The organism is Actinobacillus seminis (assembly GCF_002263215.1).
In the GTDB taxonomy this organism is placed as follows: Bacteria; Pseudomonadota; Gammaproteobacteria; order Enterobacterales; family Pasteurellaceae; genus Actinobacillus_B; species Actinobacillus_B seminis.
On record NZ_NLFK01000016.1, the window covers coordinates 1 to 23,379 of the forward strand.

The 23,379-nt window shown below is 42.5% G+C and carries 18 protein-coding genes and 1 pseudogene; 6 read left to right on the forward strand and 13 right to left on the reverse strand.

What is annotated here, in order from left to right; all coding sequences use genetic code 11:
* From CFY87_RS11185 to CFY87_RS11230, 10 genes and pseudogenes are all read right to left on the reverse strand, one after another.
* Positions 1 to 340, reverse strand: a 340-nt coding sequence (locus CFY87_RS11185) for a cysteine peptidase family C39 domain-containing protein (RefSeq protein ID WP_236757431.1), incomplete at its 3' end; no start/stop codon positions are given.
* The gene (locus tag CFY87_RS11190; protein WP_094947919.1) at positions 337 to 1,596 is read right to left on the reverse strand and encodes an HlyD family secretion protein; all 1,260 of its coding nucleotides are present in this window, start codon (positions 1,594 to 1,596) and stop codon (positions 337 to 339) included. The genes CFY87_RS11190 and CFY87_RS11185, both read right to left, overlap by 4 nt.
* A 415-nt stretch (positions 1,597 to 2,011) precedes the next feature.
* Positions 2,012 to 2,944, reverse strand: coding sequence for a 4-hydroxy-3-methylbut-2-enyl diphosphate reductase (ispH, locus tag CFY87_RS11195; RefSeq protein ID WP_094947923.1), 933 nt, complete (start codon positions 2,942 to 2,944; stop codon positions 2,012 to 2,014).
* Positions 2,941 to 3,432, reverse strand: a complete 492-nt coding sequence (gene lspA / locus CFY87_RS11200) for a signal peptidase II (protein WP_094947926.1) — start codon at positions 3,430 to 3,432, stop codon at positions 2,941 to 2,943. The genes ispH and lspA overlap by 4 nt, the downstream gene beginning before the upstream one ends.
* A 65-nt stretch (positions 3,433 to 3,497) precedes the next feature.
* Positions 3,498 to 6,326 carry an isoleucine--tRNA ligase gene (gene ileS / locus CFY87_RS11205; RefSeq protein ID WP_094947929.1) on the reverse strand — a complete coding sequence of 943 codons (2,829 nt, stop codon included), beginning with the start codon at positions 6,324 to 6,326 and terminating at the stop codon, positions 3,498 to 3,500.
* A 119-nt stretch (positions 6,327 to 6,445) separates the two neighbouring features.
* Positions 6,446 to 7,399 (reverse strand): bifunctional riboflavin kinase/FAD synthetase, encoded by a 954-nt coding sequence (gene ribF / locus CFY87_RS11210; protein WP_094947932.1) that lies wholly within the window; start codon positions 7,397 to 7,399, stop codon positions 6,446 to 6,448.
* A gap of 112 nt (positions 7,400 to 7,511) precedes the next feature.
* Positions 7,512 to 8,171, reverse strand: a complete 660-nt coding sequence (gene rluA, locus CFY87_RS11215; protein ID WP_094947935.1) for a bifunctional tRNA pseudouridine(32) synthase/23S rRNA pseudouridine(746) synthase RluA — start codon at positions 8,169 to 8,171, stop codon at positions 7,512 to 7,514.
* A 1-nt stretch (position 8,172) separates the two neighbouring features.
* A complete protein-coding gene (gene rapA, locus CFY87_RS11220) occupies positions 8,173 to 11,043 on the reverse strand; it encodes an RNA polymerase-associated protein RapA (protein ID WP_094947938.1) in 2,871 nt (956 codons plus the stop codon).
* A gap of 357 nt (positions 11,044 to 11,400) precedes the next feature.
* The gene (gene tig / locus CFY87_RS11225) at positions 11,401 to 12,699 is read right to left on the reverse strand and encodes a trigger factor (RefSeq protein ID WP_094947940.1); all 1,299 of its coding nucleotides are present in this window, start codon (positions 12,697 to 12,699) and stop codon (positions 11,401 to 11,403) included.
* 215 nt (positions 12,700 to 12,914) lie between these two features.
* Positions 12,915 to 13,061, reverse strand: a pseudogene (locus tag CFY87_RS11230) (LysM peptidoglycan-binding domain-containing protein); the annotation flags it as partial.
* Positions 13,062 to 13,229: 168 nt separating this feature from the next.
* Between CFY87_RS11230 and pnuC the strand changes: the two are divergent.
* The gene (pnuC, locus tag CFY87_RS11235; RefSeq protein WP_094947943.1) at positions 13,230 to 13,913 is read left to right on the forward strand and encodes a nicotinamide riboside transporter PnuC; all 684 of its coding nucleotides are present in this window, start codon (positions 13,230 to 13,232) and stop codon (positions 13,911 to 13,913) included.
* Positions 13,914 to 13,972: 59 nt separating this feature from the next.
* Here pnuC and murQ read toward each other — a convergent pair whose 3' ends face one another.
* Complete coding sequence (murQ, locus tag CFY87_RS11240) at positions 13,973 to 14,887, reverse strand: N-acetylmuramic acid 6-phosphate etherase (RefSeq protein ID WP_094947946.1); 915 nt, start codon at positions 14,885 to 14,887, stop codon at positions 13,973 to 13,975.
* 23 nt (positions 14,888 to 14,910) lie between these two features.
* Here murQ and CFY87_RS12750 point away from each other — a divergent pair, with 23 nt between their 5' ends.
* Entirely contained in the window at positions 14,911 to 15,060 is a 150-nt protein-coding gene (locus CFY87_RS12750) for an IS3 family transposase (RefSeq protein WP_419670265.1), read from the forward strand.
* 75 nt (positions 15,061 to 15,135) lie between these two features.
* Here the strand turns inward: CFY87_RS12750 and ssb are convergent, their stop codons facing one another.
* Positions 15,136 to 15,603, reverse strand: a complete 468-nt coding sequence (gene ssb / locus CFY87_RS11245) for a single-stranded DNA-binding protein (RefSeq protein WP_094947949.1) — start codon at positions 15,601 to 15,603, stop codon at positions 15,136 to 15,138.
* Between the two features lie 206 nt (positions 15,604 to 15,809).
* Here ssb and uvrA point away from each other — a divergent pair, with 206 nt between their 5' ends.
* The 4 genes from uvrA to mreD all read left to right on the forward strand — a co-directional run bounded on the left by uvrA (position 15,810) and on the right by mreD (position 21,531).
* Positions 15,810 to 18,641, forward strand: coding sequence for an excinuclease ABC subunit UvrA (uvrA, locus tag CFY87_RS11250; protein WP_094947951.1), 2,832 nt, complete (start codon positions 15,810 to 15,812; stop codon positions 18,639 to 18,641).
* Between the two features lie 224 nt (positions 18,642 to 18,865).
* Positions 18,866 to 19,921 carry a rod shape-determining protein gene (locus CFY87_RS11255; RefSeq protein ID WP_094947954.1) on the forward strand — a complete coding sequence of 352 codons (1,056 nt, stop codon included), beginning with the start codon at positions 18,866 to 18,868 and terminating at the stop codon, positions 19,919 to 19,921.
* 63 nt (positions 19,922 to 19,984) lie between these two features.
* The gene (gene mreC, locus CFY87_RS11260) at positions 19,985 to 21,043 is read left to right on the forward strand and encodes a rod shape-determining protein MreC (RefSeq protein ID WP_094947956.1); all 1,059 of its coding nucleotides are present in this window, start codon (positions 19,985 to 19,987) and stop codon (positions 21,041 to 21,043) included.
* On the forward strand, positions 21,043 to 21,531 hold the full coding sequence (mreD, locus tag CFY87_RS11265; protein WP_094947959.1) for a rod shape-determining protein MreD: 489 nt from the start codon (positions 21,043 to 21,045) through the stop codon (positions 21,529 to 21,531). Before mreC ends, mreD begins: the two co-directional genes overlap by 1 nt.
* Before the next feature lie 356 nt (positions 21,532 to 21,887).
* On the opposite strand, the gene CFY87_RS11270 is transcribed toward mreD, so the two are convergent.
* The coding region (locus CFY87_RS11270) for a YadA C-terminal domain-containing protein (RefSeq protein WP_236757432.1) at positions 21,888 to 23,379 on the reverse strand (1,492 nt) is incomplete at its 5' end.

Consider the following 23,379-nt stretch of genomic DNA (forward strand, 5'->3'; position numbering starts at 1 on the left):
TAATAAAAGTATTTTCTGTTGCTTTTTTGAGTACAACAAAATGATTAAAGTCCCAATGTAAAATACAAGGTAAACGTAGCTGCGATACTTCGTTCAATTCTAACGAGATAGGACGAGTAATTAATCCACAATCATCAGCAATAGAAATTATTGTTTGTAAATTGATACCTCGAGATGAAGAACCATACTGATTACGCAGTTCAAATAGATTGATGGTTTTACCGTAGTAATTAAGTAGCATTGCCAAACAAGCTAAACCACATTCTGTAGTTTCAGTTTGTAAAATAATCGGTATCTTCCGCCAAAAATCAAATTTTAACTGGTTGATTCCTTTCATCATTGTTCCATATTTTTATGTAGTTGATAAACAGGAAATAGCATCCATTCATAGAGTTTACGATTTTCTAAAAATAGTGTAGCTTCCGCTTTCATTCCACTCATAAAATAGAGAGTACTATTATTGAATTGCACGTTTTGATCAGCAATATCTACAATAATTTTATATAGTGGAGTACCTTGTTCTACATTGACAGGCAGATTTGTATAAAAATTTAATTCTTGTAGTGAGGCAGGTAAGGTAGAAATGCTCTTAATCGTTCCTTTAAACTGCCCGAATTTTTCAAATGGAAAGGCTTCGTAGCGAATATTAACTCCCTCACCAATTTTAACAAAAGAAATTGCACTATTTGGTACCCACATCACTAACTGATAATTACCTTTATTATTGGGAAGAATTTGTGCAATATGGTCATTTTCTTTAATAATTTGTCCAACAGTTACATTGGTACTTTCAACCTTTCCGTCTAATGAAGCATTTACAATAATATCAGAAACAGATTCTAATTCCATTAAACGAATAAGTAAGTCACTTTTCTGAATTTCATAGCGAATAATTTGATTATCAAATTCCATTCTTTGTTTTTCAATCTCATTTTCTAAATTAAGAACTGTAGATTGTAGTTGAACTAATTCTTGCTTCAATTCATTAAATGAAGATTTCTGCTGAAAATAGCGATATTTCTGTGCGTTTACTTCATCATAGGTTGAATGTCCTATTTTTAATAATTTCTCATATTTCTTAATTAAATCGGAATATTCATTCATGCTTCTTTCAATTTCTATCAAATAATACTGTTTATCTTGATAAATTTTTTGATTGTTTTTGATCTGTTTTTTCAAGATTGAAATACTTGCTACTTTATTCTTCTGTAAAGCATCTATCACTTTTTGGACAGCAGAAATTTGAGATTTTAATGAAAGGATTGAATTTATATTAATATTACCACGATGAGTAATCCTATCTAATGTAATTTTAAACAGCGGATCGCCTTTTTTGACTTCTTGATGAGGTTTAATATAACTTTCCGAAATGTACCCTGACTTTGGAGCAGAAACAATAATTGGATGTGCTTGCATTACCAATTCTCCAACAACGATTTGACGTCGGGTATAACTTCCAAAAATAATAAAAAGAATAAAAGTAGTGAATATTAAGAAAGAAGTGGAAAAAACAACCCAAGCGGGTATTCTGCTAAAGAGCACTGCGGTACTTTTCCATTTCTTTGAGTGATATTCAATAGCTTCTTGCCTAAACATGATAGTAAAACCAATTGTAATTATCTTACCTGTTATGTTATTAGTTAATTTTCAAAACACCTATATAAGATAATTTCCAAATAATTTCTGAAATTTTTCCTTTAAAAATAAAGTCTATCATCTCAAACTCACCAAAATATAAATTTTTAATTCTAAAAAAAAAAAAAAATCCATTAACAAATTATTTTTAGCAGTTTTACTTGGTTTCCAACTCGGCATCTAAAATAAGGTTGGTAACTAATTTCTTCACTATATCGCTAAAGAACCGGCAAAAATACCTAGATTGATGGGAAATAAAAAAGTTGTAGTTCCCTTTCTCATTTCGCAGTGCCACAATACCGGTACGCAAAAGCCTTAACGGTTTGATCTAATAGGCATATAGAAAAAGGAAATGCCTATGCTTGATATATCCATATTAAATACGTAATGCTTTTGGCACTTCAAACACCGTATTTTCTTCGCAGCCCTGTAGTTCTTCCACTTGATTTGTCCCCAACTCCTGAAGACGAGCAACAACAGATTGCACTAATACTTCCGGAGCAGAGGCACCGGCAGTAATACCAATCGTTTCCACATTATTTAGCCACTTTGGATCGATGTCACTTGCGTCATCAATTAATTTGGATATAACCCCCATTCTAGATGCCAATTCTGCCAAACGATTCGAATTTGAGGAGTTTTTGGATCCCACGACAAGCACCAAATCAGACTTCGCAGCCAACTCACGCACTGCCTGTTGGCGATTAGTTGTTGCATAACAAATATCATTTTTACGCGGTCCTTGAATTGCCGGATATTTTTCTTTTAGCGCCTCAATCACTTCGGCGGTATCATCAATAGACAGCGTAGTTTGTGTCATAAAGGTAATATCTTCATCATCACGCAGCGACAATTTAGCAATATCTTCCACATTTTCCACCAAATAAATACCACCGTCGCGGTTATCATATTGCCCCATCGTTCCTTCCACTTCCGGATGTCCCTCATGTCCGATCAACACTGCTTTTGTCCCTTTACGGCTAGCACGCGCTACTTGCATATGCACTTTCGTCACCAACGGACAAGTCGCATCAAAAACTTTCAACCCGCGATTTTTTGCCTCTTGGCGCACCGCTTGTGAAACCCCATGCGCCGAGAAAATCACAATCGCGCCATCCGGTATTTCATCCAATTCTTCCACAAAAATTGCACCGCGTTCGCGTAACCCATTGACTACAAAACGATTATGCACCACTTCGTGGCGCACATAAATCGGCGCTCCATGCACCTCCAGCGCTAATTCCACAATACTGATCGCACGATCAACACCGGCACAAAAACCGCGGGGATTGGCTAAAATAATTTTCATGCTTTTTTCTCTTTCTTTTCGCTATTTTTAAAGGCATCCAAGGCTAATAAACCCGCTCCAATACAAATAGCAATATCCGCCACATTAAACACCGGATAATGCCATTGTTGCCAATAAAAATCAAAAAAATCCACCACAAATCCGTGATAAAAACGATCTGTTGCATTGGCTAGCGCACCACCGATAATCAAGGCATAGGCAGAATTTTGCAATTTTTGAGTGACTTTATTTTGAGCAAGAAAATAGATCAACACCGCAGAAATAATTACCGCTAAACCGATAAAAAAACTTTTTTGCCAGCCGGAACGGTCGGCTAAAAAACTAAATGCCGCGCCATAATTTCGCACATATGTCAGGTTAAATACCGGTAAAATATTCACACTTTCATACAGTTCAAAACGACTCACGACTAAATATTTCGTAAATAAATCAATGACAAATGCCGCCAATCCTAACCATAAAAAGGATAAACCCGTTTTTTTGCTCATAGCACTCCGCAAAAACTTGCAATAAATTAACCGCACTTTAAAAGTGCGGTCATTTTTTTAAATTATTAGGCAAATTGTCTTAACTCACCTACACCATCAACGTTTTCCACACAACGAGAACATAATGCCGGATGTACCGGATTGCGTCCGACGGTGGTGGAATAATGCCAACAACGCGGGCATTTCTCCCCATCTGCACGTTCTACTTTCACAGCTAAACCGGCAAATTCGCCTTCAGCCACATCTGCCTCGGCAAGCGGTTTTACCAACGCTTGTGAAGTAATTAACACAAAGCGCAATTCATCACCTAATTGTTCCAATAACGGACGAATTTGTTCATTGGCATAAACCGTCACTTTCGCTTCCAAACCGGCACCGATTAATTTATCATTACGTGCTTTTTCCAACACACGGTTGACTTCGGCACGTACTTTTAACAACTGTTGCCAATAACTATCGTCCAATTTATCCTTTTCACCCAAACCGAACAAGCCGGTATAAAACTCCTCGGTAAACACAAATTCTGCACGACCTTCTACTGTCGGCATATGTCCCCAGATTTCATCCGCGGTAAAGGAAAGAATTGGTGCCATCCAACGCACTAATGCTTCCGCAATATGCCACAAGGCGGTTTGACAACTACGCCGCGCCAAGCTGTCCGCTTTGGTGGTATATTGACGATCTTTGATAATATCCAAATAAAATGATCCCATCTCAATAGAGCAAAAACGCATTAAACGCTGCACCACGGTATGGAATTGATAATTATCATAAGCCTCTTTAATATCATTTTGTGCCTCTAATGCACAGCTCACTGCCCAGCGATCCAGAGCAATCATCTCTTCCGGTTTAATCAAATCGCGTTTCGGATCAAAACCGTTTAAATTCGCCAACAAGAAACGTGCGGTATTACGAATACGACGATAGGTATCGCCGGCACTGTTTAAAATATTGTGAGAAACTGCAATTTCGCCGGTGTAGTCGGTGGAAGCAACCCATAAACGTAAAATATCTGCCCCATTTTTATTCCACACTTCGCTCGGCACAATCACATTACCTAAAGATTTGGACATTTTGCGACCTTTTTCATCCACCGTAAATCCGTGGGTCAACACTTGGTTGTAAGGCGCTTTGTTGTCCGTCGCAGTAGAAAGCATCAATGAAGACATAAACCAGCCACGATGTTGGTCGGAACCTTCTAAATACATATCCGCCGCATTACCATTAAATTCTGGACGTTGTTGCACGACCGAAGCATAGGTCGATCCGGAATCGAACCACACATCCAAGGTATCCGGTACTTTGCGATAAATTTTCGCCTCTTCTTCACCCAATACCTCAACAGGATCAAGATCCCACCAAGCCTGAATCCCCGCTTTTTCAACGCGTTTTGCCACTTCTTCGAGGATCTCTAAGGTACGCGGATGCAATTGTTCGGTTTCATGATGCACGAACATGGTCATAGGCACGCCCCAAGTACGCTGACGAGAAATACACCAATCCGGACGGTTTGCCACCATGGTATCAATCCGCGCTTCCCCCCAACTTGGAATCCAGCGCACTTTTTTGATTTCTCCCAAGGCTTGTTGACGTAATCCTTTGGTTTCCATACCGATAAACCATTGTGGCGTAGCACGGAAAATAATTGGCGTTTTATGTCGCCAACAATGTGGATAGCTGTGTTTAATACGTTCAAGTTTTAACAATGCACCGGTTTCTTTCAGTTTTTCCACCACTAAATCATTGGCTTCAAATACTCCTTTGCCGGCAAAAAACGGCGTAGTCGAAATAAATTTACCGTCGTTTGCCACTAACCCTGCCATCTCCAACTGATATTTTTGACCGACAATATAGTCATCCAAACCATGATCCGGTGCGGTATGCACCAAACCCGTACCACCATCCGTGGTGACGTGATCACCTAAAATCACCGGCACGCTATAATCATAAAACGGATGATTAAAACGCAATAATTCCAACTCACTCCCTTGCACTGAACCCAGCACTTCCACTTGCTCAAGTGCGGTCGCTTTTTGCACACTTTCCAACAAATCTGTGGCTAAAATAACACGTTCATCGCCGAATTGTACCAATTGATAATCTAAATTCCCATTGACTGCAATAGCGCGGTTAGACGGTAATGTCCAAGGCGTGGTTGTCCAAATCACCGCAGATAAGCGACCGTGACCTTTGCCTTGCGCATTAAATTTCGCTTCCAGTTCCTCAGGATTTGTCGCCGCAAAACGCACATAAATGGACGGAGACACCTTATCTTCATATTCCACTTCCGCTTCCGCCAAGGAAGAACCGCAATCCAAACACCAGTGAACCGGTTTGGATCCTTTATGCAAATGCCCGTTAGCAATCACTTTTCCTAAGGTGCGGATAATATTGGCTTCCGTATTAAAATTCATGGTCAAATACGGATTATCCCAATCGCCTAACACCCCCATACGGATAAAGTCGGCTTTTTGCCCTTCCACTTGCTCTTTTGCATAATCGCGGCAAGCCTGACGGAATTGTGCCGCGGAAATTTTTTCATTCGGTTTACCGACTAACCCCTCGACTTTTAATTCAATCGGTAAGCCATGACAATCCCAACCGGGAATATAAGGAGAATCATAACCTAACGCGGTTTTGGATTTGATAATAATATCTTTTAAGATTTTGTTGACCGCGTGCCCAAGGTGCAACGAACCGTTCGCATAAGGAGGTCCGTCGTGTAAAATAAAGGTCTTTTTACCCTTACCGGCGGCACGAATTTTTTGATAAAGTTGCTTTTCATACCAGTTTTTCAACATTGCCGGCTCACGTTTTGCCAAATCTCCACGCATTGGGAAACCGGTTTGTGGCAAATTGAGCGTATTTTTATAATCTACATTTTCATTCGACATTTTTATCTTCCAAAAAGTAATAATTAAAAATTGAGCGTATTTTTTAAACACAAACGAATTCCAGCATTATACGCAGAAATTCGTTAAGATTAAAGGCGGAATTGACGATCAAAGTGCGGTCATTTTTCCGCAAGTTTTGCCGCAAAATAGGCTTTTGCCACAATCACATCTTGTTCAATTTGTTGTTTCAGCGCCTCAAACGAGGCAAATTTAATTTCATTGCGCAATTTATGGCAAAATTCAATCTGCAAACTCTGCCCGTATAAATTTTGGCTAAAATTAAAAAGATGCACTTCTAACAGCTGAATATGCTTAATTCCGTTCAAGGTTGGACGTTTGCCCACGTTGGCGACACCGGTAAATTGGCGTCCGTCGTCTAATTGAATTTTTACCGCATACACGCCTTTGATCGGATTAACTTGACGTTGCAGGCGAATATTGGCGGTCGGAAATCCGATAGTGCGCCCCAATTTATTCCCATGTACCACGCGCCCATAAATACAATATGGTTTCCCCAACAAGGTCGCCGCTAACGCCAAATTATCCTCTGCCAAGGCTTGACGAACGGCTGTGCTACTAATGCGCTGCGTATCCAAACAAAGGCTACAATTATCTTCAACTTCAAAACCGTATTTTTTGCCCGCTTGTTGCAACAGTGCAAAATCCCCTTCTCGCCCGGCGCCAAAACGGAAATCATCGCCGATACTTAAGAATTTCACATTCAGCTGCGCGACTAAATAATCTGAAATAAAATCTGTCGCGTGTTGAACGGCAAAAGCGCGGTTAAATTTTATGCAGAAAACATAATCTACGCCGGCTTGCGCCAAATAATGCAATTTATCGCGCAAGCGTAGCAATCTTGCCGGCGCTTTATCCGCTAAAAAATATTCGCGCGGCTGCGGTTCAAACAACATCACTACCATCGGTAATGCCAATTCGTCCGCTTTTTGACGCAAATGGCGCAAAATCTGCTGATGCCCCAAATGCACTCCGTCAAAATTGCCGACCGTTAATGCACAACCTTGTTCATGAAATATCGCCGGTAAACGCTGAAAACTACGAATAAGTTGCATTACATTTTCCTAATAAATTCAAAATAGCTACCCATTATACGGATAAATAACTCAAGATTAAAGCACCTACTTTTTCTATGGCTATATTTACCGCCTTCCGTTCATGAAATGGCTAAAAGCTCGCTTCGGCGCGAAATTCCATGATTTCTCGAGTAAGCGGATGGGTGATTTTTAAATATTCGGCGTGCAAACATAAGCGTGGCGACATGGCTTTGGCTTGCGGATGCGCATAAAACTTATCCCCTAATATTGGATGTCCCAAGGCTAACATATGTAAGCGCAATTGATGAGAACGCCCGGTAATCGGCGTTAAGCGAACTTGCGTGCTATTATTCGGCAAATGTTGCAAAACTTCAAATTTTGTGACTGCACTTTTCCCTCGTTCGAAACAAATTTTCTGACGCGGACGATTTTCCCAATCGCAAATTAAGGGCAAATCCACCGTTCCCTGCTCTGCTTCAAAATGTCCCCAAACTAACGCCACATATTGCTTTTTCGGCTCTCGCTCACGAAATTGGCGTTTTAATTCGCGATCTGCCAATTTACTCATAGCAAACAACAATAACCCGCTGGTTGCCATATCCAAACGATGCGCCGGTTCGCAAAATCCATATTTGTCTTTCACACGCGACATGGCGCTATCGTAATATTGCGGCTGATTGCCGGGAACCGAAAGCAAACCGCTCGGCTTATTCACCAGCAAAATGTGATCATCTCGATACACAATATCAAGCCAAGGATCTATCGGGGGATGATATTCAATAAGTGCCATCTTATTCTTTATTACTCACAATTACACGCAAGCTGTCCAAACGCCAGCTCGCCAAATCCAGTTGCGCCAAACTTTGCTCAAATTGTCGGCGGATTAATTCAATTTCATCTTGGCGCACATTTTTATTCACTTTTTGCAACGCCAGCAAACGATTTAATTCCGCCTGCAAACCCTGTTGTGCGGCTTGTTTGGCATCAGCGATAATCTGTTGTGCCGGCGAAGTAATTTGTTGTTCTGCCAATGGCAATAAAGCGACGATCTGCTTACGCAACATTTTGATTACATCCAGCGCCATTTTGCGTCCCATTGGTTTTAATTGTTTCTGTAAACTATCAAAAGCCACTTGATTTGCCAAGTTATTTCCTTTGGCGTCTAATAATAACCGCACCGGCGTCGGGGGCAAAAAGCGCGTTAGATGCAACCCTTTCGGCGCTTGCGCCTCAACAATATAAATTAATTCCAATAATAAAGTGCCGGCTGGCAACGCCTTATTAATCAATAAAGATACCGCACTTTTACCAATATCGCCGGATGTCATCAGCTCCATCCCTTGCCGAATCAGCGGATGATCCCAAGTTAAAAAATCCATTTCTTCACGCGCCAAAGCACGAGCACGATCAAAAGTAACGGTCAATCCTTCTTCTTTTAAGCCCGGAAAATCGGAAATCAACATATGATCACTAGGCTTTAACACCAAAGTTTGCTCGCCCACATCTTCCTGTTCCACGCCAATCAAATCAAATAAATATAGACTAAAGTTGATTAAATCCGTCGCACCGTCTTGTTGCGCGATTCGCACTGCCAGCCGTTTTGCCGCCTCGCCACCATTGGAATTTAATTCCAATAAACGATCGCGCCCACGCTCCAACTCCGCTTTTAACGTCAAATACTGTTCATGGGTTTGTTGTAAAAAGGGATGAAATTCCTCAAGTGCGGTCGGATTTTGTAAAAAATAACTCAATTTTTCACCGCACTTTTCAAACAATAATCTCCCCGTCGGACAAGTCTCGGCAAAAGCATTTAAACCTTCATGATACCAACGCACGAGAACTTGCTGTGCCGAATTGTCAAAATAAGGCACATGAATATGCACATCACCACACTGCCCGATACGATCTAAACGACCGATACATTGTTCCAATAAATCCGGTGTTTCCGGTACGTTAAACAACACCAAATGACCGGCAAATTGGAAATTACGCCCTTCCGAACCGATATGCGAGGTTAATAAAACCTGTGCACCATATTCTTGATCGGCAAAATACGCCGCTGTCCGATCCCGTTCCACGATCGACATTTTTTCATGGAAAACGGCACTGCGGATGCCTTCTTTTTCGCGTAAAACCTGCTCCAATTGTGTCACCGTATCCGCATGGCGACAAATCACCAACACTTTTTCATCACGCCGTTGTTTTAAAAACTCAAGCAACCATGCCGCGCGCGGATCAAATTCCCACCAACGGCTTAATGCATTCATCTCTTGGAAAATACGTTCTGGATACAACGCCTCGACCGAGCCGATTTCGCCTAAACGTTGCAAAATCGACAAGGCATTTTGGTATTGGCTCGGGAATGGTAATTTCACCGGTGCGTACACACGCTTCGGAAAACCTTGCACCGCTTGTCGCGTATTACGGAATAACACCCTCCCGGTTCCGTGGCGATCAATTAATTGGGCAATCAGTTGCCGACGGGCTTGTGTCGAGGTAGAAACTTGCGAAATTAACACCGCACTTTCCTCATCCGGCAACGATTGCAGATATTGTTGCTGCGCGAGGCTCAAGGTTTCTTCTTGCAACAAGGCGTTAATGATTTCCGCCAACGGGCGATAATTTTCTTGCTCACACAAAAAAGCATGGTAATCATAAAAACGCTGAGGATCGAGCAAACGTAAGCGAGCAAAATGGCTTTCTTGTCCCAATTGTTCCGGCGTAGCGGTTAGTAGTAACAATGCCGGAATTTTTTCCGCTAATTGCGCAACAATTTGATATTCCAGACTGCACTGCGTCTCCGACCAAGTTAAATGGTGCGCTTCATCAACGATCAACAAATCGAATTCCGCGTCCAAAGCTTGTTGTGCCCGTTTTGGGCGGCTAACAAACCAATCCAACGCACAAAGAATCAAAGATTCGCTATGAAACGGATTGCGAGCGCTGTCATCAAAATCTGCCGCACGTTCTTCATCAAATAAGGAAAAAGGTAAATTAAAGCGACGCAACATTTCCACCAGCCATTGATGTTGCAAACTTTCCGGCACCAAAATCAGCACCCGTTGCACTTTTTCTGCAAACAATTGTTGTTGCAAAATCATCCCCGCCTCAATGGTTTTACCAAGTCCCACTTCATCCGCCAGCAACACGCGTGGCGCCATACGTTGTCCCACCTCTTGGGCAATGTGCAATTGATGAGGGATAAGTCCGGCGCGAATGCCGCGCAAGCCGCGACATTCCGATTGATATTGGATTTGCTGATGTTGCCAACTGCGATAACGCAGCACGAAATGCTCCATGCGATCGATTTGTGCATTAAACAAGCGATCTTGCGGTTTGCTAAAGGCGATATGCGGTGCAATATCTTGTTCCAACATCACCATATCCTGCATAATGTCATGGCGCGTTACGCGATAGAAAAATAATCCGTTGTGCTCCATTGCCTCCAACACATTCGCTCTCCAGCCTTCTTGATGGGGAATTTCATCACCCGCTTGAAAACTGACACGGGTTAAAGGGGCATTGTTTGAAGCATAAATGCGCACTTCATCTGCCGCCGGGAAATGTATCGTTACCGTTCGCGCGTCTAACGCACTAATAATACCTAATCCTAAATTATTTTCCGTTTCACTTATCCAACGTTGCCCAATAACAAACATAATTTCCCTTTCCGTTACTCAAAATGGCGCCTATTTTAGCGAGCTTGCCACCTAAAAGGCAACGGAATTTACCGTTGCTTAATACTGATTGGCATAAAAAAGAGCATCTTTAACATTAAGCAAATATCCATGGTACATTTACATCAGAAAGTGTCTATCTTCCTTTTGCCATTCCCCGTCCTCCTCTGATTGAACAATGGCTCACTTTCTAAAAAATCGCATAAAAACAAATCCAATTAAAACAAAAAGGACTGAATCCGATACTATATCGAAATCAGTCCTTTGGATAACTGTCTAAGTTTTTGAGGGCAGCCCATTTCTACGAAAAAATGACCGCACTTTTGTGTTTTTCAAGCGAAATTACGCTTGCGGGCTCATCACCTCATCAAAAGAAGCCGTTTTTTCTGATACTTGCGCTTTTGCCAATACCGCATCAACGGCTTGCTCTTCTAATACCACGTTACGAATATTATTCATTAACTCTTTGTTTTTGCTATAATACTCGATTACTTCTTGCGGTTGTTCATAAGCAGAAGCAATATCGGCAATCATTGTTTTCACACGATCTTCATCCGCTTTCAACTCGTTAGAAGCGATCACTTCAGACAATAATAATCCCACTTGCACACGACGTTTTGCTTGTTCTTCAAACAATTCACGTGGTAATTGAGCAGCCTGTTGTGCGTTACCGCCAAAGCGTTGTGCCGCTTGACCACGTAAAGTTTCGATTTCTTGCTCAACTGCGGCTGCCGGAACATCAATAGCATTTTGCGCCAATAAGCCGTCGATCACTTGATTTTTAACCCGTGCAGTTAACGCATTTTTCAATTCACGTTGCATATTTTTGCGAATTTCATTGCGCAAATCGGCGATAGTTTTGGTGGTCGGTCCGAATTTTGCCACGAACTCATTCGTTAACTCCGGCAACACCATCACTTCTACTTTTTTCAAGGTAATGGAAAATTTCGCTGCTTTACCTTTTAAGTTTTCTGCATGATATTCTTCAGGGAAAGTCACATCAATCTCAAAACTTTCGCCGGCTTTATGACCAATAACGCCTTCTTCAAAGCCCGGGATCATACGACCTTGTCCCATCGCCAATACGAAATCATTCGCTTTGCCGCCTTCAAATTCTTCACCGTCCACAGAACCTACAAAATCAAGGGTAACGCGATCATCTGCGTTCGCCGCATCTTGTTTTTCTGCCCAAGTAGCTTGTTGTTTACGCAAAACGTCAACCATTTTATCCACATCAGCTTCGCTGATTTCGACAACCGGTTTTTCTACTTTAATTTGCTCTAAACCTTGCAATTGCACTTCCGGATAGACTTCAAAGGTTGCGCTAAAAGTTAAATCTTTGCCGTTTTCAAATTGTTCAACAGTAAAATTAGGGCGTCCGGCTAAATTGATTTTGCTGTCGATAACGGCAGTAAAGAAATGTTTTTGCAATAGATCGCCTAAAACATCTTGACGCACAGATGCACCAAAACGTTTTTCAATAATTTGTGCCGGCACTTTACCTTTACGGAAACCATCAACACGGGCATTTTTTGCCACGCGTTTTAATTCTTCACGTACTGCCTGTTCAACCGTTTCCGCCGGAACCGTAATGCTTACACGACGCTCAAGACCTTGAGTTGTTTCAATATTTAATGACATTATGTTACCTCAAAATAAATTTGCACTCGGCGAATGCTCGCACCGAACACGTTAATTAAAAGTTAGATAAAATCCAATACAAGACGATGAATTATAACGATACAAATGCCAACAGTCGAGAAAATGGCAGAGAAAAAACGACATTTGATTAAATTTTAAACTAAACAAAAGAAAAAATACCGTTTCATCAGAAACAGAGTTTACCTTTATATCAACTATAAGGATTTCGGCAAGTGAATTTTTTGTCTCGGGAAAATCTTATCGGTATCGTTGATCACTTCTTTATTTGCCGCCACAATCGCCGTATATTTCGCGCCGTGACCATAAGCCTTTTCCGCAATTTTCCAAAACGTATCGCCTTTTTATAAACCTTGCTTAACTTAAAATAAGTGAAAAAACTATAGCCTAATCAACTTGTAGACCATTTTATACATTCAATCAAATTAAAACATAAAAAAGTGGCATCAAATTAACAAATAAGTGATAAAATGCAATAACTCCACCACAATCTCATTTTTCAGAGGTCTATTATGAATAATCTGTTACAACATCTTAAAAATGAACTTTTCGGCGGCTGGAAGCCTTTTGAAGTCATTTGGATTTTTCTTTTTTTAGCGGCACAAATTTTTGCCTATATACAAGAACCTGACTCGCTCCTCGCCATAATCTCAGGTATTGCGGGCATTCTGTGCGTCGTCTTTGTCGGAAAAGGAAAAATTAGTAACTACTTGTTTGGTCTAATTTTTGCTTACACTTACTTTTATGTGGCATGGGACAATAAATTCTACGGTGAAATGACCACTACGCTTTACGTCTATATTCCAGCGCAATTTATCGGCTACTTTTTATGGAAAAAAAATATGCGTAGCGATAAAACACAAGAGCTTGTAGAAGCTAAATTTTTAACTTTCAAAGGCTGGGCAACCCTAATTAGTGTTGTCTTTGTCGGTTCCATCGCCTTTATCAGCTTTTTAAAAACGACTGACGGACAATCCGTAACACTGGATGGAGTAACCACCGTGTTAGTAGTTGCGGCACAATTATTAATGGTCTTGCGTTATAGAGAACAATGGCTTCTATGGATTATTCTCAACATTCTATCTATTGTTTTATGGGCGCAAACGCCGGCAATGTACTTAATGTATGGGGCATACTTATTAAATTCCTTATACGGTTATTACAACTGGTCCAAACTGGCGAAAAAAACTGCCTAAAACCACCGCACTTAACCAAATTAAACAAAGGGAGCCAATTGCTCCCTTTTTAATACCGATCACGCGCTCAACGCCTGACTTAAACGCCCGCCTGTTGCTTGTAATAACGCCTGCGCACTTGATTTATCCAACCCTGATAACAGCATCAAAATCGCTAATTTCGGTTGATTATCCGCTTGCATCAACGCCGCCTCCGCCTCCGCTTTGTCACATTCCGTCGCTTGCATCACAATCCGAATAGCACGCGCATATAGTTTTTCGTTGCTCACTTTAACGTCCACCATCAAATTCTGATAGCATTTCCCCAACAGTACCATGGACGCAGTACTTAACATATTCAGCACCAATTTTTGCGCGGTACCGCATTTTAAGCGACTGGAGCCAGTCAAAATTTCCGGTCCGACAACGGTCGTGATCGCAATATCGGCGATTTCCGTCATTTTAGTTTGCGGATTGCTGCTCAATGCCACCGTCGTCGCCCCCAATTGTTCGGCATATTCCAAACCGCCGATAACATAAGGTGTACGCCCGCTTGCAGCAATACCAACCAACACATCTTGCGCACCAAATCCCAATTGCTGCAAATCGTTAACCGCCGCCAAAGGATCATCCTCCGCACCTTCCACCGCATGACGAATAGCATAATCCCCCCCGGCTATCACGCCTTTTACCAGCTCCGGTGACACACTAAAGGTCGGCGGACATTCCGACGCATCCAACACACCTAAACGCCCGCTGGTGCCTGCACCGAGATAAATCAAGCGCCCACCTTGAGCAAATGCCGCCGCAATCTTCTCCACCGCTAAAGCAATCTGTGGCAAACAATCCGCCACCGCCAACGCCACTTTTTGATCTTCTTCATTCATCAAACGCACAATTTCCGCCGCCGACAACTGATCCAAACATATCGAATGCGGATTACGCTGCTCGGTAATTAACTGCGCCAAATGATTTAACAAATTTTTTTCTGCCATACTACATCATACCTTAAATTCACATTGCACCATCTTACCACAGCCACTGTCAGTGGTTTACAGTAATTAAGCAGACAACGAATGACGATGCGAGTTACTCCAATGAAGAACGAATTCAATTAAAACTCAAAGGACTGAATCCGATAAAATACCGAAATCAGTCCTTTGAATAACCGGTTAACTTTTTTGGGAAGACTATCCAAAATACTCAAATACAAGGAGCTAACTAAATTTGCGACTATTTAAATTTAAAATGGAATATTATCATCAAAATCATCAAGTGGCGGTTCCGGGGATTTTGGTTGTTGAGGCACTGATGCCGGTTTTGTTGTTGCCATTGGACGAGGGGCGCCGGTTTGAGCGTAAGCATTAGAGCGATCGGAGCGACTGTCTAACATTTGCAACACATCCCCTTGAATTTCCGTGGTATAACGGTCTTGACCATTTTGGTCTTGCCATTTACGGGTTCTTAGACGCCCTTCGACATAGACTTTCGAGCCTTTACGTAAATACTCTCCTACAATCTCAGCTTGACGACGATAAAAAACAATGCGATGCCATTCAGTTACCTCACGACGTTCGTTCGTCATTTTATCTAACCAACTTTCACTAGTTGCTACGCTGATATTCGCTACCGCTTCGCCATTCGGCATGGTACGGATTTCCGGGTCATTGCCTAAATTACCAACAATAATTACTTTATTTACTCCTGCCATAATGTCCTCTAATGTTACTACAATCTGAAATACTCGGCTATTTTGCCTGAAATTCCTCAAAAAATCCAGATTTAAAAATAAATTTACTGGATATTTGCACAGTTATTCAACATTATGCGATAATGATCGCAAAATAAACTTGTCAGCCTTGACAAAATTACTAAAATTTTACAAAAAACGACCGCACTTTACTTTAAGATGTTATTATGGAAAAAATTGAAATCCGCGGGGCAAGAACCCACAATTTAAAAAATATCAACCTTACCATTCCTCGTGATAAATTAATCGTGATCACCGGTTTATCCGGCTCGGGAAAATCCTCCCTTGCTTTTGACACCCTCTACGCGGAGGGACAACGACGTTATGTGGAATCTCTCTCTGCTTATGCTCGTCAATTTTTGTCCCTGATGGAAAAACCGGATGTGGATCACATCGAAGGACTTTCACCGGCGATTTCCATTGAGCAAAAATCCACTTCCCATAACCCGCGTTCAACAGTAGGAACCATCACGGAAATTCACGATTATTTGCGCTTACTTTTCGCTCGCGTCGGCGAACCGCGCTGCCCAAAACACGACGTTCCATTAGCAGCGCAAACCATCAGCCAAATGGTAGATAACGTTTTAGCCTTGCCGGCGGAAAGTAAAATGATGTTGTTGGCTCCTATCGTTAAAGATCGCAAAGGGGAACACGTTAAAATACTCGAAAATATTGCCTCACAGGGGTATATTCGTGCTCGCATTGACGGCGAAATTTGCGATTTATCCGACCCGCCTAAATTGGAATTGCAAAAAAAACATACCATTGAAATCGTCGTTGATCGCTTCAAAGTGCGTAATGATATTGCTACGCGTTTAGCGGAATCCTTTGAAACTGCCTTGGAGCTTTCCGGCGGTACTGTTGTAGTGGCGGATATGGACAATCCGGACGTACCTGAATTGGTCTTTTCTGCCAATTTTGCTTGTCCCCATTGCGGTTACTCCATTCCGGAATTGGAACCTCGTCTGTTTTCCTTTAATAACCCTGCGGGGGCTTGTCCGACCTGTGATGGATTGGGCGTACAGCAGTATTTTGACGAAAAACGCGTGATCCAAAATCCAAGTGTTTCTTTAGCGGCGGGTGCAATCAAAGGCTGGGATCGACGAAATTTTTATTATTATCAAATGCTAACCTCCCTCGCTAAACATTATCAATTCGATATTGATACTCCCTTTGAGGCGTTACCGAAAAAAATTCAAGATATCGTTTTACAGGGTTCAGGCAAAGAAGAAATTGAATTTCAATACATGAATGATCGCGGTGATGTGGTGCTACGCCGCCATAGTTTTGAAGGCATCCTAAACAACATGGCAAGACGCTATAAAGAAACCGAATCCATGTCGGTACGCGAAGAATTAGCAAAGAATATCAGCAATCGTCCTTGTGCCGATTGTGGCGGTTCTCGTTTGCGCCCGGAAGCGCGCCATGTCTATATCGGTCAAACCAATTTGCCGGATATCTCGGAAAAAAGTATCGGTGAAGCGCTAAATTTTGTCAGTGAACTCTCCCTTTCCGGGCAAAAAGCTCATATTGCGGATAAAATTTTAAAAGAAATCAAAGAGCGTCTACAATTTTTGGTCAATGTCGGGCTAAATTATTTGTCCCTTTCCCGTTCCGCAGAAACCCTTTCCGGCGGTGAAGCGCAGCGCATTCGCTTGGCAAGCCAAATCGGTGCCGGTTTAGTCGGCGTGATGTATGTACTGGACGAACCCTCTATCGGCTTACATCAACGAGATAATGAGCGTTTGCTAAATACCTTGATCCACTTACGTAATTTAGGCAACACGGTGATCGTGGTTGAACATGACGAAGACGCTATCATGGCGGCGGATCATATTATTGACATCGGTCCCGGTGCCGGTGTGCATGGCGGTAATGTGGTCGCGCAAGGTAATGCACAAGAAATTATGGCAAATCCAAATTCCTTGACGGGTAAATTTTTATCCCGTGTAGAAAAAATTGAAATTCCGAAAAAACGCACCGCGCTTGATAAGAAAAAAATTCTTAAATTAGCGGGCGCCTGCGGCAATAACTTGAAAAATGTCAACTTAGATATTCCGGTCGGTTTATTTACCTGTATCACCGGTGTTTCAGGATCCGGAAAATCCACCTTAATCAATGACACCTTATTTCCACTGGCGCAAAATGCTCTTAATCGCGCAGAAAATAGACAATCCGCTCCCTACAAATCCATCAAAGGCTTGGCATTTTTTGACAAAGTGATCGATATTGACCAAAGTCCAATCGGACGGACACCGCGTTCTAATCCGGCAACCTATACCGGGCTGTTTACTCCCATTCGCGAGCTGTTTGCCGGTGTGCCGGAATCCCGTGCGCGCGGCTATACCCCCGGACGTTTTAGTTTCAACGTCCGCGGCGGGCGTTGTGAAGCCTGTCAAGGCGACGGTGTAATTAAAGTTGAAATGCACTTTTTGCCGGATGTTTATGTTGCCTGTGATCATTGTAAAGGGAAACGATACAACCGCGAAACCTTGGAAATTCGTTACAAAGGGAAAACCATCCATCAAGTCTTGGATATGACAGTGGAAGAGGCGCGCGAATTTTTCGACGCCATCCCAATGATCGCTCGCAAATTGCAAACCTTAATTGACGTAGGCTTGTCCTATATTCGCTTAGGACAATCTTCCACTACCCTCTCCGGCGGTGAAGCACAACGGGTGAAACTGGCAACGGAATTATCCAAACGAGATACGGGTAAAACCTTGTATATTCTTGACGAGCCGACGACCGGGTTGCACTTTGCCGATATTAAGCAATTATTGGAAGTGCTACACCGCTTGCGTGATCAAGGTAATACCATTGTGGTGATTGAACATAATTTAGACGTCATCAAAACCGCGGACTGGATCGTTGATCTCGGACCGGAAGGCGGTAGCGGTGGCGGTCAAATTATCGCCACAGGAACCCCTGAACAAGTAGCGCAAACGGAGGGATCGCATACTGCCCGTTTCCTTAAACCGATTTTGCAAAAATCCTAAAAAAGCACCGCACTTTGCCCGCTCAAGCAGCAAGCTCCCCAAAGTGCGGTCACTTTTTTAGCGTTTTTTAGTAGATAACAACAATTTATCCGGTGCCTTTACTTTTTTGTGCGTTTACATCAAAAATTTCTGTTATAAACTGCGTTTTTTTGATACATTTAGCACAATTTTTTCATTGCTTAACATTGAGCATTTCTTATACAAAATAATTTTACGGAATTCTTATGCTATTAAAAAAAATTCGTGGTTTATTTTCCAACGATCTTTCCATCGATCTCGGTACAGCAAATACATTAATTTACGTTAAAGGACAAGGTATCGTATTAGATGAACCTTCTGTTGTGGCAATTCGTCGCGATCGTATCGGATCTTTAAAAAGTATCGCAGCAGTCGGTAAAGAAGCCAAATTAATGTTGGGAAGAACACCAAAAAGTATTGAAGCGATCCGACCAATGAAAGATGGGGTTATCGCTGATTTCTCCGTCACCGAAAAAATGTTGCAATACTTTATTAAACAAGTACATAGCGGCAATTTTATGCGTCCAAGCCCACGTGTTTTAGTTTGCGTCCCGGCAGGCGCGACCCAAGTAGAACGTCGCGCAATCAAAGAATCCGCCATTGGCGCCGGCGCACGTGAAGTGTATCTTATCGAAGAACCGATGGCGGCGGCAATCGGCGCGAAATTGCCTGTCTCCACAGCAACCGGCTCAATGATCATTGATATCGGTGGCGGTACTACCGAAGTGGCAGTTATCTCATTAAACGGTATCGTATATTCATCTTCTGTACGGATCGGTGGGGATCGTTTCGACGAAGCAATCATAGCCTATGTTCGCCGCACCTTCGGCTCTATCATCGGCGAGCCGACCGCAGAACGTATCAAGCAAGAAATCGGCATTGCTTATATTCAAAACGAAGACGAAATCAAAGAAATGGAAGTGCATGGACATAATTTAGCCGAAGGCGCGCCACGTACTTTCAGCGTTACATCACGTGATGTACTGGAAGCTTTACAACAACCGCTAAACGGGATTATCACCGCAGTGCGCACTGCCTTGGAAGAATGTCAGCCGGAACACGCTGCCGATATTTTTGAGCGCGGTATTGTCTTAACCGGCGGTGGTGCATTATTACGTAATTTTGATGTGTTATTATCAAAAGAAACCGGTGTTCCCGTGATCGTGGCAGAAGATCCGTTAACCTGTGTTGCACGCGGTGGCGGTGAAGCCCTTGATATGATCGATATGCATGGTGGCGACATCTTTAGTGATGAAGTTTAATCCCATCAACGAGTGCAAAAAGTGCGGTAATTTTAACCGCACTTTTCGTCTTGGAACGAGAATATGAAACCTATTTTCACCAAATCGCCTCCCCTCGGTATCCGTTTAATTATTGCTGTGACATTGTCGATCGCATTAATTTTATTTGATGGCAAAACCAATACTATGATTGCGGTACGCAGTGTAATGGAAACCGCTATCGGCGGTTTATATTATCTTGCCAACACGCCACGCACCCTGTTAGACAGCGTATCCGATAATCTGGCAGATACCAATCGCTTGCAATTTGAAAATAAAGCCTTGCGCGAACAGTTGCGGGAAAAAAACGCCGATTTATTACTGTTGGATCAACTGAAAGTGGAAAATCAACGCTTACGTTTGCTCCTAAATTCGCCTCTGCGTACCGACGAATATAAAAAAATTGCTGAAGTATTAACTGCGGAAACGGATATTTATCGCCAGCAAGTGGTGATTAACCAAGGAGATAAAGACGGAGCTTACGTTGGACAACCGGTGATCGACGAAAAAGGCGTGATTGGGCAAATCATCTCCGTCGGGGAAAATACCAGCCGCGTGTTGCTGATAACTGATGTTACCCATGCCATTCCGGTACAAGTTTTGCGTAATGATGTTCGTGTCATTGCCAGCGGTATGGGTCACACAGACGAGTTGACGCTGGATAATGTACCGCGTTCTGTTGACATTGTGGAGGGCGATTTATTGGTCACCTCCGGTTTGGGTGGGCGCTTTTTGGAAGGGTATCCGGTAGCCATTGTGGAAAATGTATCCCGTGACAGTAAAAATTATTTCGCCACCATCACCGCAAAACCGCTCGCCTCACTCGATCGTTTACGTTACTTGTTGCTCTTGTGGCCGACCAATGAAGATATGCGCAAAGCACAATCTATCACGCCGGAAGAGGTACGCAAAGTAGTACAACAACGTCTTGAAAGCCAAGCAGCAGCCACCTTAAACTCATCCGCTGCCAATAAAATAACGAAATCGAAAGTGGAAGAACATGAGGAGCCTCTACCGGCGGAAGAGTTACCACCGGAAATACCGGAAATACAACTGCCGGAGCCGATTAATCCGGAACAGTGGCCATATAGGGAGGAAGATTAATGCGCGGTAACTTTTTTCTGCAAATATTGATCATCATCTGTATTTTTATTATTGCAATGGTCTTGGAAATTGCTCCCTGGCCTGCCGGTTTACAAAGTTTCAAACCGGCTTGGTTGGTGCTGATACTTATGTATTGGGTACTCTCCACTCCAACCAAAGTCAACATTGGATCCGCATTTATTCTTGGCGTGATCTGGGATTTAGTATTAGGATCTATTCTTGGTGTACACGCGTTAGTCTTATCGGTGTTTGCTTATTTAATTGCAATTAACCATTTAATTTTGCGCAATATGTCCTTATGGATGCAAAGTATCTTAGTGATTTTGTTTATCTTTGCCCTGCGCCTTGGCATCTTCCTCATTGAATTATTGTTGCATAGTGCTTATTTTAATTGGCAGGAAATTTTCGGCGCTATTGCCAGCGGTTTGCTATGGCCTTGGATTTTCTTATTATTACGCAAAGTACAGCAACAATTGCATTTGCAATAAATCATAAAATCAAAAAGTGCGGTGATTTCGACCGCACTTTTTGTATATAACTACGGAAAAGAAAAAAACTCGTTGAAAAGAATAAATATCACGACTTTTATTTGAAAATTTTCTAATATATTTGCTGAAAAAGCAAAATACCGTCAAGAACAATACCATACAATTGATAGGCAATTTCGCTTTCTTTTAACCACAGTTTCATGCATCTTCTCGCTCAAATAAGCGATTCATCATTTAATAACAAAAATCTGCACTTAACAAGCTGAGATAACAGCAAGGTAATGTGCAGATTTTTTATCTCCTTACCGGCATATTAACCCAAAAGTCAAGATACACGGTAAAGGCGCAAAGTTATCTTACCAAAGATACCCTACCCCGACAGCACCGCCGAGATCGCCTGCGGAGTTGCTGGTACCTTGTAAGCGGATGCTGATTTTTCCGTTATCGCTCATTTTGGAATAGCCTAAAGCAATGGCACTATGTCCCTTGAACGACCCTGCGGAAGCGGCAAGCATGGATTTACCCAGTATAACTGAATTTGGCAAAGTAGCGGCAGCTAAGGCACCGGCAATTCCCGCACGCATTTCGCGATTGGTATGGCTTAGTTGTGTATGCAACTCATGATGTTTCGCATCCACATAGTTTTTATTGGCTGCCATATCGCCCGTCGCATGTGCATCCAAGTCTTTCAGACCTCGGATAACTCCTGTACCGACAGGTTTACCCGCTTGGTCTTGAGTAACCGCAAAGGAAAGAGCGGTCGTATTCAACTGCACGCTTCCGTTATTACCTGCGATCGCCACGCCATCGAGGGTATAACTTGCCGATTTTCCGGCATGATTTCCTTTGCCCGCAATACGGGTACCCTGTGCCGTCACTACCGATTCGCTGTCTTTGTCGACCACTTTCAAACCGTTGCTGTCCAAACGGGATGTTTTACCGTCCACTTCACGAGTCTCAAAAGAGGTCATGTTTTTCAACGTGTCGGACAGTTTGACTTCCAGTCCCGTCTCGGAGGCTTCCACTTTAATGTTGCCCGCCGCCGTGGTCGCACTGTTAAACTCGCCCTCGCCTTTGATGGTCAATTTCTCGCCTAAATTTTTATGGACAGGCACGCCGTCATTGCCCTCAAAATTTAAGCCCGCTCTTGCTACTGCCTGTAAATCACCAATATTAGCCCCGTTTGTAGAGTTAATATTTTCACCTTTCACTAAGTTGCCAATTTTATCCTCTGTCAAATTTGTCAGCGTATTATTGGCGATTTTCAACGCATCATTGGCGGTTTTCAAGTCTTTTGTTGCCGTTGCCAATTCGTCATTTAATTGAGATAACTCGGCTTCAATTGCCTTCAACTCTGCTTCTTTTTGCGTTTTTTCATCACCTGACAAGTTTTCAATCTCTTGTTTAAGAGCGGTCACTTTTTCCTCTTTTTGTGTCATAACGGCTGTTTTCGCTTCCAACAATGTCGCTTTACGTTCAGCTTCAGACCGTTTGGCTTTCACCTCTTCCTCTGCCTGTTTCACTTTTTCGGCATCAATACCCAAACCGCTCGCCACGTTACCTAAGGCAACAGGCTTAGTAGCTTCACCTTTGTGGTTCACTAAAGAAAGTTGCGGATTATCTACCGCACTTTTATCCGCTTTCGGTGTACCGTTATCCTCAACGTCTTCGGCTTTATAGTACTTACCATCATTGGCTTTGACCAAACGTTCGCCTTTATCATCGGTAAATACCACTGCTCCCGCCTCGCCGTTACGCAAGGCATTAGCTTTGTCGTTGGCGTTTTGTCCATTCAAACCGTCTTTAGCGGTTAAGCCTTTATTAGCCATCGGTTCTTTGCCGTCTGAT

Excerpts from the sequence above, each read along its gene's own strand:
- CFY87_RS11190 (WP_094947919.1), bottom strand. The coding sequence starts at position 1,596 with ATGTTTAGGCAAGAAGCTATTGAATATCACTCAAAGAAATGGAAAAGT.
- ispH (WP_094947923.1), bottom strand. The coding sequence starts at position 2,944 with ATGAAAATTATTTTAGCCAATCCCCGCGGTTTTTGTGCCGGTGTTGAT.
- lspA (WP_094947926.1), bottom strand. The coding sequence starts at position 3,432 with ATGAGCAAAAAAACGGGTTTATCCTTTTTATGGTTAGGATTGGCGGCA.
- ileS (WP_094947929.1), bottom strand. The coding sequence starts at position 6,326 with ATGTCGAATGAAAATGTAGATTATAAAAATACGCTCAATTTGCCACAA.
- ribF (WP_094947932.1), bottom strand. The coding sequence starts at position 7,399 with ATGCAACTTATTCGTAGTTTTCAGCGTTTACCGGCGATATTTCATGAA.
- rluA (WP_094947935.1), bottom strand. The coding sequence starts at position 8,171 with ATGGCACTTATTGAATATCATCCCCCGATAGATCCTTGGCTTGATATT.
- tig (WP_094947940.1), bottom strand. The coding sequence starts at position 12,699 with ATGTCATTAAATATTGAAACAACTCAAGGTCTTGAGCGTCGTGTAAGC.
- pnuC (WP_094947943.1), top strand. The coding sequence starts at position 13,230 with ATGAATAATCTGTTACAACATCTTAAAAATGAACTTTTCGGCGGCTGG.
- murQ (WP_094947946.1), bottom strand. The coding sequence starts at position 14,887 with ATGGCAGAAAAAAATTTGTTAAATCATTTGGCGCAGTTAATTACCGAG.
- ssb (WP_094947949.1), bottom strand. The coding sequence starts at position 15,603 with ATGGCAGGAGTAAATAAAGTAATTATTGTTGGTAATTTAGGCAATGAC.
- uvrA (WP_094947951.1), top strand. The coding sequence starts at position 15,810 with ATGGAAAAAATTGAAATCCGCGGGGCAAGAACCCACAATTTAAAAAAT.
- CFY87_RS11255 (WP_094947954.1), top strand. The coding sequence starts at position 18,866 with ATGCTATTAAAAAAAATTCGTGGTTTATTTTCCAACGATCTTTCCATC.
- mreC (WP_094947956.1), top strand. The coding sequence starts at position 19,985 with ATGAAACCTATTTTCACCAAATCGCCTCCCCTCGGTATCCGTTTAATT.
- mreD (WP_094947959.1), top strand. The coding sequence starts at position 21,043 with ATGCGCGGTAACTTTTTTCTGCAAATATTGATCATCATCTGTATTTTT.